13 protein-coding genes are annotated in these 13,960 nt (G+C 74.1%); 9 read left to right on the top strand and 4 right to left on the bottom strand.

Annotated features, from left to right (window positions below):
* Position 1 precedes the first annotated feature (1 nt).
* On the top strand, positions 2-1,720 hold the full coding sequence (locus ACZ55U_RS34170) for a DUF5719 family protein (protein WP_465532585.1): 1,719 nt from the start codon (positions 2-4) through the stop codon (positions 1,718-1,720).
* 41 nt (positions 1,721-1,761) lie between these two features.
* Here the strand turns inward: ACZ55U_RS34170 and ACZ55U_RS34165 are convergent, their stop codons facing one another.
* Entirely contained in the window at positions 1,762-2,112 is a 351-nt protein-coding gene (locus ACZ55U_RS34165; RefSeq protein ID WP_465532583.1) for a metallopeptidase family protein, read from the bottom strand.
* Positions 2,113-2,378: 266 nt separating this feature from the next.
* On the opposite strand from ACZ55U_RS34165, the gene ACZ55U_RS34160 reads away from it, so the two are divergent.
* The 6 genes from ACZ55U_RS34160 (at position 2,379) to ahcY (ending at position 8,742) form a co-directional block, all read left to right on the top strand.
* Positions 2,379-2,744: a DUF3499 domain-containing protein gene (locus ACZ55U_RS34160; protein WP_465532581.1), complete on the top strand. Its 366-nt coding sequence runs from the start codon at positions 2,379-2,381 to the stop codon at positions 2,742-2,744.
* Between the two features lie 126 nt (positions 2,745-2,870).
* Entirely contained in the window at positions 2,871-4,253 is a 1,383-nt protein-coding gene (locus tag ACZ55U_RS34155) for a phosphomannomutase/phosphoglucomutase (protein ID WP_465532579.1), read from the top strand.
* A 110-nt stretch (positions 4,254-4,363) separates the two neighbouring features.
* Positions 4,364-4,546 carry a Trm112 family protein gene (locus tag ACZ55U_RS34150; RefSeq protein ID WP_049659271.1) on the top strand — a complete coding sequence of 61 codons (183 nt, stop codon included), beginning with the start codon at positions 4,364-4,366 and terminating at the stop codon, positions 4,544-4,546.
* Positions 4,547-4,690: 144 nt separating this feature from the next.
* Complete coding sequence (locus ACZ55U_RS34145) at positions 4,691-5,935, top strand: SIS domain-containing protein (protein WP_465532577.1); 1,245 nt, start codon at positions 4,691-4,693, stop codon at positions 5,933-5,935.
* A gap of 59 nt (positions 5,936-5,994) precedes the next feature.
* The gene (locus tag ACZ55U_RS34140) at positions 5,995-6,972 is read left to right on the top strand and encodes a cation diffusion facilitator family transporter (RefSeq protein ID WP_465532575.1); all 978 of its coding nucleotides are present in this window, start codon (positions 5,995-5,997) and stop codon (positions 6,970-6,972) included.
* Between the two features lie 321 nt (positions 6,973-7,293).
* On the top strand, positions 7,294-8,742 hold the full coding sequence (ahcY, locus tag ACZ55U_RS34135; RefSeq protein WP_465532573.1) for an adenosylhomocysteinase: 1,449 nt from the start codon (positions 7,294-7,296) through the stop codon (positions 8,740-8,742).
* 75 nt (positions 8,743-8,817) lie between these two features.
* On the opposite strand, the gene ACZ55U_RS34130 is transcribed toward ahcY, so the two are convergent.
* Positions 8,818-9,828, bottom strand: coding sequence for a hypothetical protein (locus ACZ55U_RS34130; protein ID WP_465532571.1), 1,011 nt, complete (start codon positions 9,826-9,828; stop codon positions 8,818-8,820).
* Positions 9,825-10,337, bottom strand: coding sequence for a SigE family RNA polymerase sigma factor (locus ACZ55U_RS34125; RefSeq protein WP_465532569.1), 513 nt, complete (start codon positions 10,335-10,337; stop codon positions 9,825-9,827). Before ACZ55U_RS34125 ends, ACZ55U_RS34130 begins: the two co-directional genes overlap by 4 nt.
* A 107-nt stretch (positions 10,338-10,444) precedes the next feature.
* Here ACZ55U_RS34125 and ACZ55U_RS34120 point away from each other — a divergent pair, with 107 nt between their 5' ends.
* Positions 10,445-11,083 (top strand): hypothetical protein, encoded by a 639-nt coding sequence (locus ACZ55U_RS34120; RefSeq protein WP_465532567.1) that lies wholly within the window; start codon positions 10,445-10,447, stop codon positions 11,081-11,083.
* A gap of 112 nt (positions 11,084-11,195) precedes the next feature.
* Here the strand turns inward: ACZ55U_RS34120 and ACZ55U_RS34115 are convergent, their stop codons facing one another.
* On the bottom strand, positions 11,196-12,212 hold the full coding sequence (locus ACZ55U_RS34115) for an RDD family protein (RefSeq protein WP_465532565.1): 1,017 nt from the start codon (positions 12,210-12,212) through the stop codon (positions 11,196-11,198).
* Positions 12,213-12,582: 370 nt separating this feature from the next.
* Between ACZ55U_RS34115 and ACZ55U_RS34110 the strand changes: the two genes are divergently transcribed.
* A complete protein-coding gene (locus ACZ55U_RS34110; protein WP_465532563.1) occupies positions 12,583-13,587 on the top strand; it encodes a stage II sporulation protein M in 1,005 nt (334 codons plus the stop codon).
* Positions 13,588-13,960 lie beyond the last annotated feature (373 nt).

Below are 13,960 nucleotides of genomic sequence, written 5' to 3'. Positions count from 1 at the left end.
GATGAAGAAGCCCGCATTCAGGAAGAAGTCCGGCGCCGGCGAGGCCCCCGCCGCGCCCGCGAAGCGCCCGTCCGCCGCTCCGGCCGTCGCCCGTCCGGGCCGGTTCGGCGGGGGCGGCAACGGCGCGGCCAGGACCACCCCGTCCCTGCTCGCCGCGGCCGTGGTGCTCGCGGCCGTGTTCGGGATCGCCGAGCTCCGCTCGCCGGCCGCCCCCGCCGGGACGGGCGCCGGAGCGGCCCCGGCCACGGCGCAGGTGGAGCGGACGGCGGCCGTCTGCCCGCAGCCGCTCCAGGGCCTGACCGGCTCGACCACGCTCACCGCCTACACCCCGCCCGGTACGGGCACCGCCACCGGCGGCGCCGGCTGGCTCTCCGACGCGGCGGCCCCCGCCGCGCCCGCCGCCCAGCCGACCACCGCCGCCTCGGCCCCTGCCACCCCGGCGGCGCCCGCCACCCCGGCCCCGACCGGCTCGGGCATCCCGGGCGCGCCGGCCCAGGACAAGAACGCGGCGCCCGCCGACGCCCGGCTGACCCTGGCCAAGCCCGGCACCCCGGCCACCGGCCCGGCCGCCAACGGCGACGCCGCGCCCGGCACCGGGGCCGTCGCCAACGGCGCCCTCGCGCCCGGCTTCACCGTCACCCAGAGCACCGTGGTCACCGAGCAGCGCGGCCTCGGCCTGTCCGGCCTCACCTGCACCCCGGCCGGGACGAGCTTCTGGTTCGCCGGGGCCGGCACCGCCGGGGACCGGGTCGACTACCTCAGCCTGGTCAACACCGAGTCCTCCGCCGCCGTGGTGGACATCAAGCTGTACGGCGACAAGGGCCTGATCGACAACGACGCCGCCAACGGGCTCACCGTCGCGCCCGGCAGCTCCCAGTCCGTCCTGCTCTCGACCCTCAGCAAGGGCGCGGTCACCGACCTCGCCGTGCACGTGGTGGTGCGCTCCGGCCGGATCGGCGCCGCGCTGCACGCCGCCGACGGCGGCAAGGGCGCCGACTGGATCCCGGCCTCCGCCGCCCCGGCCCCCACCCAGGTGCTGCCCGGCCTGCCCGCCGACACCGCCGCGGCCCGCCTGGTGGTCTGGGCGCCGCCGGAGGACGACGCCGACCTGAAGATCCAGCTGTCCGGCAAGAACGGCTGGTTCAGCCCGGCCGGCAACGAGTCGATCCACGTCAAGGCGGGCATGGTCGCCGCCGTCGACCTCGGCAAGGTCACCCGGGACGAGGTCGCCGGGCTGCGGCTGACGCCCAGCGACGACAAGCACCGCACCCCGGTCGTGGCCGGGCTGCGGATCGACCGGGCGGGGGCCAACGGCAAGACCGACGCGGCCTGGCTGACCGGCAGCGACCCGGTCGGCGCCCGCGCCACCGTGGCCGACAACCGGGCCGGCGCCTCCACGCTCTTCCTGACGTCCACCGGCGAGGCCGCCACCGTCCGCGTCACCGCCTCGGCCGGCAGCGGCGGCGGCACCCCGGCCACCAAGGAGGTCCAGCTCCCGGCCGGCGGCACGGTCGCCCTCCCGGCCCCCGAGCCCGCCGGGCTGAACGGGGTCTTCGCGCTCACCGTGGAGACCGTCTCCGGCGGCCCCGTGACCGCCGCCCGGATGCTGTCCCTGCCGGCCAAGGACGTGCCGATGTTCACCATCCAGGCGCTGCGCGACGACCGCAGCACCGTCAAGGTCCCGCGCGCCGACCAGGACCCGGGCGTCGTCCTGCGCTGAGCGGCCGACGGGGCGGGCCCTGCGGCGCCCGCCCCGGCCGGTCAGTCCTCGTCGTAGCGCGGGTCGATGGCGTCCGGCGACAGCCCGAGCAGCTCGGCGACCTGCTCGATCAGGATCTCGTGCACCAGCGCCGCCCGGTCCTCCCGGGTCTTCGCCCGGATCTCCACCGGCCGCCGGTACACCACGATCTGGCTCTTGCGGCCCTGCCCGCCCGGCGACACCCGCCCGAGCGGCACGCCGTCCTCGGCGTCGACGGCGTCCGGCTCGTGCAGCGGCACCTCCTGGACGGCGAACTCGACCTCGATCAACTGCGGCCACCGCCGTTCGAGGCGCTCGACCGACTCGCGCACGTAGTCGTCGAACAGTTCGGAACGGGTGAGCGAGATCGGCACCTGGGGAGGCGCCAGCGGACCGCGCAGGCCCCTGCCGTGCCGGTCACGGTGCCGGGGGCGGCGCGCTGGGCCTGTCGATGACTGCGGTGCGGAGCTGTCCATATCACTGCCGAGGGTAGTCCTTGGACGGTCGGAAGTGGACCACTCCGACGGGGAATCGCACGGGGCGCCGCGGACGCGTCCCCGGCGCCCGGCGGGCGACACGGCACCCCCTCCGGGCAGGCGGTCTTCGCTCCCCGGCGAGGAGTGCGGTACCGTCCACCCTCGTGAGCTCTGTACGTCGTTGTTCGCGGACCGCGTGCGGCCGGCCGGCCGTCGCGACGCTGACGTACGTCTACGCGGACTCGACGGCCGTCCTCGGCCCGCTCGCCACCTACGCGGAACCCCACTGCTACGACCTGTGCGCCGAGCACGCCGAGCGCCTCACCGCCCCGCGCGGCTGGGAGGTCGTCCGGCTCGCCGCCGACGCCGGGCCGCTGCGCCGCAGCAGCGACGACCTGGAGGCCCTCGCCAACGCGGTGCGCGAGGCCGCCCGCCCGCAGACCCCCCGTCAGGGCCGCGGTGCCGAGGGCGAGTCCACCGAGGGCAGCCGCCGCGGCCACCTCCGGGTCCTGCGCTCTCCCGACAGCTGAGGCTCACCCGGCACGGGTCGTTCCTCCGTCCCGGGTACGCTGCCCGTCTACCGTCACCACGCCCGTCGACCGTACGGGTGGTGGTCCGACGCATCTGATCAGTTCTGAGACCAGGGTGGAGCCGCAGTGCGCGACCTCAAGCAGCTCGTGAAGGCGTACGACGTCCGAGGCGTCGTGCCGGACCAGTGGGACGAGAGCCTGTCCCGGGCCTTCGGCGCCGCGTTCGTGCAGGTCACCGGCGCGTCCGCGATCGTCGTCGGGCACGACATGCGGCCCTCCTCCCCGTCGCTGAGCCTGGCCTTCGCCGAGGGCGCCGCGGCCTACGGCGCCGACGTGGTGCAGATCGGGCTGTGCTCCACCGACCAGCTGTACTACGCCAGCGGCAAGCTCGACCTGCCCGGCGCGATGTTCACCGCCAGCCACAACCCGGCCCAGTACAACGGCATCAAGCTGTGCCGGGCCGGCGCCGCCCCGGTCGGCCAGGACACCGGCCTGGCCGAGATCCGCGAGCTGGTGGAGTCCTGGACCGCCGAGGACGGCACCGTCACCGTCCCGGCCCGGGACGTCGAGCCGGGCGAGCTGTCCACCCAGGAGACCCTGCGCGGCTACGCCGACCACCTGCTGGGCCTGGTCGACCTGACCGCGATCCGCCCGCTCAAGGTCGCGGTGGACGCCGGCAACGGCATGGGCGGCCACACCGTGCCGACCGTCTTCGACGGCCTGCCGATCGAGCTCGTCCCGATGTACTTCGAGCTGGACGGCACCTTCCCGAACCACGAGGCCAACCCGCTCGACCCGAAGAACCTGGTCGACCTCCAGGCCAAGGTCCGCGAGGTCGGCGCCGACGTGGGCCTGGCCTTCGACGGCGACGCCGACCGCTGCTTCGTCGTGGACGAGCGCGGCGAGCCGGTCTCCCCGTCGGCGATCACCGCCCTGGTCGCCGTCCGCGAGATCGCCCGCGCCCGGGCCGCCGGCGAGGCCGAGCCGACGGTCATCCACAACCTGATCACCTCCTGGACCGTCCCCGAGGTGGTCCGTGAGCTCGGCGCCAAGCCGGTGCGCACCCGGGTCGGCCACTCCTTCATCAAGCAGGAGATGGCCGAGACCGACGCCGTCTTCGGCGGCGAGCACTCCGCGCACTACTACTTCCGCGACTTCTGGCGCGCCGACACCGGCATGCTGGCCGCGCTGCACGTGCTGGCCGCGCTCGGCGGACAGCCGGGCACGCTCTCCGCGCTCACCGCCGAGCACGACCGCTACGCGGCCTCCGGCGAGATCAACAGCACCGTGGCCGACCAGGCCGCCACCACCGCCGCCGTCCGCGCCGCCTACGCCGGCGAGGGCACCTCGGTGGACGAGCTGGACGGCCTGACCGTGGCCGGCCCGGACTGGTGGTTCAACCTGCGCGCCTCCAACACCGAGCCGCTGCTGCGCCTGAACGTCGAGGCCAAGGACCCGGCGAAGATGGCCGAGCTGCGCGACGGCGTGCTCGCCATCGTCCGCGGCTGAGCCCCGCGGGCCGAGCCACGCGCCTGACCACGGGCCCCGGTGCCCCGGCCGGTAGGGTTTCCTATCGGCCGGGGCACCTCCGTGCCACCCCGAAGATTTTGGAGAGCCCCATGAAGCTCGAATCCTTCCTGCTGGAGATCCTGGTCTGCCCGCAGTGCCGGGCCGCGCTCGTCGAGGGCGGCACCGAGGAGCAGCCCGAGCTGGTCTGCACCGGCGCCGACTGCGGTCTCGCCTACCCGGTCCGCGAGGGCATTCCGGTCCTCCTGGTGGACGAGGCCCGCCGCCCGGCCTGATCCTGGGGGCGAGAGCCCCGACCCCGACGCCCCACCGCAAGTCGCGAAAGGTCCTCCCCGCACCCGAGGGGGGGCAGCCGCCCCACCCGACCGCCCGGCGCGCACGACGGAGCGCGCCCAGGACCGCAGCCGGAGGCTTGCCGCATGCTCGACGACACCCTGCTCGACGACCCGGCCGCCCTCCAGCGCGCCGACCACGACCGCGCGCTGCTGGCGCTGGCCGGCGCGGGCGCCCGGGTCCGCACCGCGCTGCGGCAGTCCGACGCCGCCGGCCTCGACCGGCTGCGCCCGGACGGCCGCCCGCGCGCCGTCCTGGTCGCCGGGCACGGCAGCGCGCTGACCGCGGCCGAGATGCTGGCCGCCCTGGCCGGCACCGCGTCCCTGGTCGCCCCGCTGCCGCCGACCGAGGCGGCCGCCCCGCGCGTCGACCGGGCCGGCGCCCGGCCCGCCTTCACCGCCGGGCTCGGCTGGCAGCTGCCCGGCTGGGCCGGCCCGCTGGACCTGCTGGTGATCAGCTCCGCCGCCGGCGGCGAGCAGGGCCTGGTGAGCCTCGCCGAGCAGGCGTACGCGCGCGGCTGCGCGGTCGTCGTCACCGCTCCGGCCGGCAGCGCGCTGGCCGAGGCCGCGCTCCAGGTGCGGGCGCTGCCGCTGCCCTTCGTGGCCTCGGTGCTGCCCGAGGACCTCACGCCCGTCCCGCCCGTCGAGCCGGACCTGCCCGCCGAGGATCCGGCGGCGCTCTGGTCCCACCTCACGCCGATGCTGGCGCTCGCCCAGAAGATCGGCGTCACCCAGCTCCCGTACGACGCGCTGCCGGGCGTCGCCGACCTGCTGGACGACGCCGCCGTGCGCTGCCGCCCGGACGCCGCCGCGTACACCAACCCGGCCAAGGGCCTGGCCGCGCGGCTGGCCGGGACGGTCCCGCTGCTCTGGGCCGAGGGCCCGATCGCCGGGGCCGCCGCCACCCGTTTCGCCGCCCAACTGGCCGACCGGGCGGGGCGCCCGGCCCTGGCCGGGCCGCTGCCGCAGGTGCTCACCGCCCACCGCGGCATGTTCACCGGCCAGTTGGGCGCGGGCGCGGACCCGGACGACTTCTTCCGCGACCGGGTCGAGGAGCCGGACCCGCTGCACCTCCAGGTGCTGCTGCTGCGGCACACCCCGGGCACGTCGGCGACGGACGACGGGCGGGACGGCCCGGCCGAGGTGCCGGAGGAGGACGCCGGACCGCGAAGCTTCGGGGTGTCCCGGGCGCACCGGCTGGCCGCCGCGCACGACGTCCGGCTGACCGAGTACGCGAGCGCCCGCCCGGACGCGCTGCACGCGCTGGCCGACCTGGTCGCGCTGACCGACTTCGCCGCCGTCTACCTGGGGCTCGCCGCCGCGCAGTCCTGAGCCGCTCGACCGGTACCGTTGGCCCTCGACGAGGCCGATCGACGTGAGGAAGCTGTGGCATGAGTACCGAAGGCGGCACCAAGGCCCTGGTGGCGGCGCTGTCCGCGAACCTCGCGATCGCGGCCGCCAAGTTCACCGCCTTCGGCTTCACCGGCTCCTCCTCGATGCTGGCCGAGGGCGTCCACTCGGTGGCCGACTCCGGCAACCAGGTGCTGCTGCTGATCGGCGGCAAGCGGGCGCGCCGGGCGGCGGACGAGGAGCACCCCTTCGGGTACGGCCGCGAGCGCTACGTGTACGGCTTCCTGGTGGCCATCGTGCTGTTCAGCGTCGGTGGGCTGTTCGCGATCTACGAGGGCTGGCACAAGGTCAGCCACCCGGAGGCGCTGGGCTCCTGGGGCTGGGCGATCGGCGTGCTGGTCTTCGCCATCGGCATGGAGGGCTGGTCCTTCCTCACCGCGATGCGGGAGTCGGAGAAGGCGAAGGGCAGGCAGAGCTGGGCCCAGTTCATCCGCACCGCCAAGGCGCCGGAGCTGCCGGTGGTGCTGCTGGAGGACAGCGGCGCGCTGATCGGTCTGGTGCTCGCGCTGTTCGGCGTCGGCCTCACCGTGATCACCGGGAACGGCGTCTGGGACGGCGTCGGCACCCTGTGCATCGGCGTCCTGCTGGTGGTGATCGCCGTGGTGCTCGCCCTGGAGACCAAGTCGCTGCTGCTCGGCGAGTCCGCCTCCAAGGAGTCGGTGCGCCGGATCCGCGAGGCGCTGGTGGACGGCGAGGCCGTCACCGGCGTGATCCACATGCGCACCCTGCACCTCGGCCCGGAGGAACTGCTGGTCGCCGCCAAGATCGCCGTCAACGCGGAGGACAGCGCCGCCCGGGTGGCGGAGGCGATCGACGCGGCCGAGGCGCGGGTCCGCGCGGTCGTCCCGATCGCCCGGGCGATCTACCTGGAACCCGACGTCTACAGCGCCGAGAAGGCCGCGGCGGGGGAGGACCCGGCCGCCACGCCCGGCGGCCCCGGCCCGGCCGTCGGCCACTGAGGCACGCGACTGGGGCCCGGGTCGAGCCCCGGTCGGACCAGGGCTCGAAATCGGTCATCCGCGGACGGCCGATGGGGCCATCGGTGTAGATTCGTCACCAGAGCCAGAACGTCGCTGCTGATGGCGGTCGATCGGCGGTCCGCCCCTCCCGGGGTGCGCGCCGGTCGAGGGAGAGAGGTCCTCCGACGGTTTGTGCTGCGCAACGGGGAGCCGGTCCACCAGGACCAGCGGCCCCGGCGTGGCCGTGCACCCGTACGGCCTGACGCACGCGACGCACGCCCGGACCCGTGGCCCCACCCCCCATCAGCGAGGAGCAGACGCATGTCGACCGACATCACCGGTGACTTCAAGGTCGCCGACCTTTCCCTGGCGCCGTTCGGCCGCAAGGAGATCCAGCTGGCCGAGCACGAGATGCCCGGTCTGATGGCGATCCGCGCCGAGTACGCCGAGTCGCAGCCGCTGGCCGGCGCCCGGATCACCGGCTCGCTGCACATGACGATCCAGACGGCCGTCCTGATCGAGACCCTGACGGCGCTGGGCGCCGAGGTCCGCTGGTGCTCCTGCAACATCTTCTCCACCCAGGACCACGCGGCCGCCGCCATCGCGGTCGGCCCGCAGGGCACCCCGGAGAACCCGCAGGGCGTGCCGGTCTTCGCCTGGAAGGGCGAGACCCTGGACGAGTACTGGTGGTGCACCGAGCAGGCCCTGACCTGGCCCGACGGCAAGACCCCGAACATGATCCTGGACGACGGCGGCGACGCCACCCTGCTGATCCACAAGGGCGTCGAGTTCGAGAAGGCCGGTGCCGCGCCGGACCCGTCCACCGCGGACAACGACGAGTTCCGGATCATCCTGGAGCTGCTCAACCGCACCCTCAAGGACACCCCGAACAAGTGGACCGAGGTCGCCTCCACGATCAAGGGCGTGACCGAGGAGACGACCACCGGTGTCCACCGCCTGTACGAGATGCACCGTGACGGCAAGCTGCTGTTCCCGGCCATCAACGTCAACGACTCGGTGACCAAGTCGAAGTTCGACAACAAGTACGGCTGCCGCCACTCGCTGATCGACGGCATCAACCGCGCCACCGACGTCCTGATCGGCGGCAAGGTCGCGGTGGTCTGCGGTTACGGCGACGTCGGCAAGGGCTGCGCGGAGTCGCTGCGCGGCCAGGGCGCCCGCGTCATCGTCACCGAGATCGACCCGATCTGCGCGCTCCAGGCGGCGATGGACGGCTACCAGGTCACCACCCTGGAGGAGGTCGTCTCGATCGCGGACATCTTCGTCACCACGACGGGCAACAAGGACATCATCCTCGCCTCGCACATGGAGAAGATGAAGCACCAGGCGATCGTCGGCAACATCGGCCACTTCGACAACGAGATCGACATCGCGGGTCTGGCGAAGCTGCCGGGCATCGTGAAGACCGAGGTCAAGCCGCAGGTCCACGAGTGGCGCTTCGCCGACGGCCACACGATCATCATGCTGTCCGAGGGGCGTCTGCTGAACCTGGGCAACGCGACCGGCCACCCGTCGTTCGTGATGTCCAACTCCTTCGCCAACCAGACGATCGCCCAGATCGAGCTGTTCACGAAGACCGAGCAGTACCCGATCGGTGTGTACGTGCTGCCGAAGCACCTGGACGAGAAGGTCGCCCGTCTGCACCTGGACGCGCTGGGCGTGAAGCTGACCACGCTGACCCAGGAGCAGGCCGACTACATCGGCGTCCCGGTCGAGGGCCCGTACAAGCCGGAGCAGTACCGCTACTGATGCGGTGAGCGCCGAACGCCGGCGGCCGGTGCCCTCCCTCGTGGGGGCGCCGGCCGCCGGCGTGTACCGGGCACGTCAGTGGGTCCAGGACCCCTCGTCCGCGCCGAGCACCTCGAACCGCTTGAGCAGACCGGCGAGGCCGCCGACCGCCTGGACGGACGGGATCCCTGCCGCGGTGCCGTTGGCGCAGAGCTGGACGCCCTTCTCGACCCGGCACTGCGGGGTGCCACCGTCCGGTCGGCCGTCCACGAACCTCCCGAAGCCGTCCGGCTGGACCGTGACACTCAGCCACTTGTCGCCGACGGTGTACGACAGCATGGCGCTCCACCGGGGCTCGGAGTCCTTGGTGGGCCGGTGGATTTCGGCGGTCCGCAGCCTGAGGTCGGCCGGCACGCCCGTCGGCCTCACCGGGAACGGGACGTCCGAACTGCCGAAACGGGCGTCGGCCGCGACCCGGAGCAGGTCGTCCTGGACCTTCGCGCCCACCCACAGCGTGGCGCTCAGCTGGGCCCAGCGGCCGGATTCGGTCATCCAGCGCAGGCTGGTGGTGGATCCCGACGCGTCGGTGACCAGCCAGAGGGCGTCCCGGCCGGAGACCTTGGGAGCGGCGACCGTGTGCAGTCCGGGGGCCAGGGTCTGGTCGGGGCCGCGCAGCAGTTCGAGCTTCAGGTCGGGGACCGCGTTGAGGACGGCGGTCGTGGTGGACGCGGTGGCGACGGACCGTCCGTCGGTGTTCGCGTAGCCGACGGCCGGCTTGGCCAGCCACTGCGGCAGCCAGCCGAAGCGGGCCTCGGCGCTCAGCGGACCGGCCTGCGCCGCCGGCGTGGGCGCGGCGGTCGGGGACGCGGCGGTCGGAGCGGGTCCGGCGGGCGCGGGAGCCCCGCCGGAGGGGCGCAGCAGCAGCACGCCGGCCAGGACGGCGGCGGTCGACCCGGCCACCACCCCCACCAGGGTGTGCCGGCGGCGGCGCAGCCTGGCCCGCCCGCGGGCGATCACCGCCGGGGCGTCGAGGACGGCGGGCGGCGCCGGGGTCTCGGCGAGGGCGCTCAGCCGGGCGGTCAGATCACGCTGTTCGTGCGTCCTCATGACGTCCTCTCGGTGGTGGCGGGACGGACGGCGAGTGTCGTCCGGAGGGTGGCGAGGGCACGTGAGGTCTGGCTCTTCACATTGCCCGAGGAGCACTTCATCGCCTCGGCGGTCTGGTCGACGCTCAGGTCGCAGTAGTACCGGAGCACCACGGTGGCACGCTGCCTGGGCGGCAGCGCGGCCAGTGCCCTGCGCAGGTCGAGCTGGACGTCGAGGTCGGCGACCACCGAGGAGACGTCCTCCGTGGGCGCGGTCCGGGCCGTCCGCCGCCACCAGGAGGAGCGCTGCTCGGCGAGGAAGGTGTTGACCAGCACCCGGCGGGCGTAGCCGTCCAGGTTCTCGACCCGGCCCGCCCGGGACCAGTTCACGTACAGCTTGGTCGCGCACTCCTGCACCAGGTCGTCGGCCCGGTGCCAGTCCCCGCACAGCAGATAGGCGACCTTGCGCAGCCAGCCGCTCCTGGAGGCCAGGTACTCCGTGAACTCCACGTCGCGCTTCTGCTTCGCCATCCGCACCCCCTCTCGTCGTGGCGGCGGCGCACTGGCGCGCCGTCCGCCGCTCTAATGCGGCACCGGTGCGGAAGGTTGCACGGGGGTGCGCACGTAGGCTTTCGGGCATGCCCAACGGCCGGTACTCGCTCCACGACCCGCACGACCGCGTCCCGCTCGGCGAGGAGCGCTTCAGCTGCGCTCCCGGCGCGGCCGGGTGGCGGTACGTCTCCAAGACCTACGCGCCGGACGGCCGGGTGCTCGGAACCACCGATCTCACGCTGGACTCGCGCGCCCGGCCGCTGCGGATGGAGCTGCGGGCCGGGGGCTGGCAGGTGCGCGGCGGGGCGGTGGACGGGGTGGCCTGGGTACGGACCGACGCGGCCGACCCGGGCGGCGAGCACGCCGCGGAGGGGCACGACCGGGCGCACGCCTTCACCGGCCGCTCGCCGGGCTTCCTGGTCGCCACCGCCCGGCTGCTGCGGCTGGCGGAGGGGGCGAGTGCGCGGGTGCGGCTGGTGGCGTTCACCGAGCCGGTGCTGGCGCCGCGCACCCTCGACCAGGGGTGGCTGCTGGAGGGGGTGGACACCCACCCGACGGATTCGGGGCCGCTGCTGGTCGAGCGGTACCAGGTGGCGGACCTGGAGACGGGGGAGCAGCAGGTCGTGCACCTGGCGGGGGACGTGGTGCTGGCGGCGGCGGGGATCGAGCTGGAGGAGCTGGAGTCGCCGCCGAACGCCTGGCGGGTGGGGGCGGCGGAGGAGTAGCGGGGCTCGCCCGGCCGCGTGGGATGTGGGCACCGCGCGGTGTGGGCCAATGCGCGATGTGGGCCAGTGCGGGATGTGGGCCCGCGCGATGTGGGCCCCGCGCCGGATGGGCTCAGGCGGGCGGGGCGAAGCCGGGGCCGGGCTTGTCGAGGGACGGCGCGGCGGGGGCGGGCGGCGTGACGGGCAGCGGCGGTGCGGGGGTCGCCGGGGCTGTGGGCTGCGGCGGTACGCCGAGGACCCGGAGGGGCCGGCCGGGTCGGTCCGGTCGGCCGGGAACCGCTCCGGCTGGAGCCGGCGCGGGATACGGGCCGGAGGCCGGACGGGGCGAGGGCACCTGGGCGGTCGTCGGCCCGGCCGCCCATTGCCGCTCCTGGGCCCGCGTCCACTCGCGCCGCTGGCGCTCGGTCAGCACCGCGCCCAGGTACGCCGCCGGGTGGAGCCCCGGGGCGATCGGGTGGCCGGTCAGGGCGGACAGGTCCCCGGCCAGGCGGGCGGACATCCGGTGCATCACAGCGGGGTCCAACTGGCCTGCTCGGCCGAGCAGTTGGCGGATGGCGAGCCAGAGCGGCTCCGGCACGGCGGACAGGTCCATCGCGACCAGCTCCCTGCCCATGGACTGCAGCAGGTGCGGGTGCACCGGCGGCAGCGGGGAGACGGAGCCGCCCGAACCCGGGGTGCGCTCGCGGACGACCACCGTCCCGGCGAAGATGTCACCGAGCCGCTTGCCCTCCGAGTGCACCGCCGAGGTGATCACCGCCGGGGCCCCGCTCAGCACGATGATCTCGAAGAAGCCGACCAGCCCGCGCACCAGCGAGTGCCGGAACCGCACCGGCCCGCCGTCGGTGCGCACCACCCGCAGGCCGAGGGCGGCCTTGCCGAGCGAGCGGCCGCGGGTGAAGGTCTCGATCATGACGGGCACGGCCACCAGGAAGAACACCGTCAGGCCGATCATCGTGGCGGCCAGGGCCGCGCCGTCGAGGCCGATCAGGGCGAGGCTCAGCACCAACGTGACCACCAGCAGGGCGGCGAACTCGACCAGCAGGTCGATCGCGACCGCCAGCGCCCTGCTCGGGAGCTTCGCCGTCTGGAGGCCGAGGACGACCGCCTCACCCGTCACCAGGTCGCTCAAGACACCTGTCCGTTCACGCTCTTGGAGCCCGTACGGCTCGCCCATGGAGATCCGGGACCGCGAGGGCGGCAGTGCCCGGGGGAGGGAGCCACCTCGGACCGGCTCCCCGTGACCCGCTCTCCGCAGTCCGATCCGCAGCCGCAAACATACGGGTCCCGGCGGGCACACGGGAAGTGAGATCCCGACGGCCGACGCGGTGGCCGCTGCTGGCATGCTGGGCCGGACGTGTCCGCCCGGACCCGCCGTGCCCACCCGCCCGCGCACGCAGGCCCGCGCACGCGGACCGGGCGGGTGGGCCGGGCGCACCCGCCCGTACCCGCTCGTCCGCACCCGCCCGTCCGCGCCCGCCGCCGATCATGGAGCCGCCGAAATGGACCTGGACGTCTTCGTCGCCACCCACCAGGGGGAGTGGGCCCGGCTGGACGCCCTCGCCCGGCGGCGCCGGCTCAGCGGGGAGGAGGCGGACGAACTGGTCACGCTCTACCAGCGCGCCACCGGCCACCTCGCCAAGGTCCAGGCCGCCGCGCCGGACCCGGCCCTGGTGAGCCGGCTGACCGGCCTGGTCTCGCGCGCCCGCAGCGCGGTGACCGGGGCCCGGACCAACGGCTGGCAGGACGTCGCCCGCTACTACACGGTGAGCTTCCCGGCAGCGCTCTACCGCGCGCGCCACTGGTGGGTGCCGGTCGCGATCGTCTCGCTGGTCGCCACCGCGCTGCTGGCGTGGTGGACGGCCACCCACCCGGAGGTCCGCAACAGCCTGGTCGCACCGGAGCACCTCGACGAGCTGACCCGCCCCGGTGGCCAGTACGAGGCGTACTACTCGGACCGGCCGGCCAGTTCCTTCGCCGCGCAGGTCTGGACGAACAACGCCTGGGTCGCCGTGCAGTGCCTGCTGTTCGGGATCGCCCTGGGAATTCCGGTGCTCTACGTGATGTGGACCAACGTGCTCAACCTCGGCGTCGGCATCGGACTGATGGCCTCTGCCGGGCGTCTCGACGTCTTCCTCGGCCTGCTCATTCCGCACGGCCTGCTCGAGCTGACCGCCGTCTTCGTGGCCGGCGGCCTCGGTCTGCGCCTCGGCTGGACCGTCATCGACCCCGGACCGCGCACCCGCGGGGTGGCGCTGGCGGAACAGGGCCGCGCGATCATCGGGATGTCGATCGGCCTGGCGACCGTCCTGGCGGTCTCCGGGGTCCTCGAAGCCTTCGTGACCCCGTCCGGCCTGCCGACCTGGGCCCGCATCGGCATCGGCGTCCTGGCCGAAGCCGCGTTCCTCCTCTATGCACTGGTGCTGGGGCGGAGGGCCGCCGAGGGCGGAGAGTTCGGTGATCTGGACGCGGCCGACCGGGCGGATCTACAGCCCGTCGCAGCCTGAGCCATGGTGATCAACATGCCTCTGACCTGCTAGTCTTCCTCTCACCCCGGCTAAACCATTGACGTGGTGAGGGTGGGCTAGTAGGTTTGAACGGTTGGGACTGGCTGGACAACAGCCGGACCCGGGCGTTAGTGTCTACGACACCGCCGAATCGAGGCGAGCGCGTTTCACGAAGTGCGCACCCTCCGACGAAGCAAATCCCGCGGACTGAGCACTCCGAAAGCCCTGATAGGCTTCGGGACGAAGTTTGCAGGAAATCCCGCCGGCGGGAATCGGACGAATGAAACTCCGGAAAACGGAGCGGAAAACGTCTGATAAGCTGGAAACACGAAAGAACGAAGCCCGGAGGGCCTGCCGGAAGGCGGTCCGAAGG

Source organism: Kitasatospora sp. NPDC034533, from assembly GCF_055575155.1.
This window is presented reverse-complemented; position numbering and strand designations above follow the sequence as displayed.

Bases quoted from the DNA above. Each gene is read 5' to 3' on its own strand.
- ACZ55U_RS34170 (WP_465532585.1), top strand. From the start codon at position 2: ATGAAGAAGCCCGCATTCAGGAAGAAGTCCGGCGCCGGCGAGGCCCCC.
- ACZ55U_RS34150 (WP_049659271.1), top strand. From the start codon at position 4,364: ATGAAGCTCGAATCCTTCCTGCTGGAGATCCTGGTCTGCCCGCAGTGC.
- ACZ55U_RS34145 (WP_465532577.1), top strand. From the start codon at position 4,691: ATGCTCGACGACACCCTGCTCGACGACCCGGCCGCCCTCCAGCGCGCC.
- ACZ55U_RS34140 (WP_465532575.1), top strand. From the start codon at position 5,995: ATGAGTACCGAAGGCGGCACCAAGGCCCTGGTGGCGGCGCTGTCCGCG.
- ahcY (WP_465532573.1), top strand. From the start codon at position 7,294: ATGTCGACCGACATCACCGGTGACTTCAAGGTCGCCGACCTTTCCCTG.
- ACZ55U_RS34130 (WP_465532571.1), bottom strand. From the start codon at position 9,828: ATGAGGACGCACGAACAGCGTGATCTGACCGCCCGGCTGAGCGCCCTC.
- ACZ55U_RS34125 (WP_465532569.1), bottom strand. From the start codon at position 10,337: ATGGCGAAGCAGAAGCGCGACGTGGAGTTCACGGAGTACCTGGCCTCC.
- ACZ55U_RS34120 (WP_465532567.1), top strand. From the start codon at position 10,445: ATGCCCAACGGCCGGTACTCGCTCCACGACCCGCACGACCGCGTCCCG.
- ACZ55U_RS34110 (WP_465532563.1), top strand. From the start codon at position 12,583: ATGGACCTGGACGTCTTCGTCGCCACCCACCAGGGGGAGTGGGCCCGG.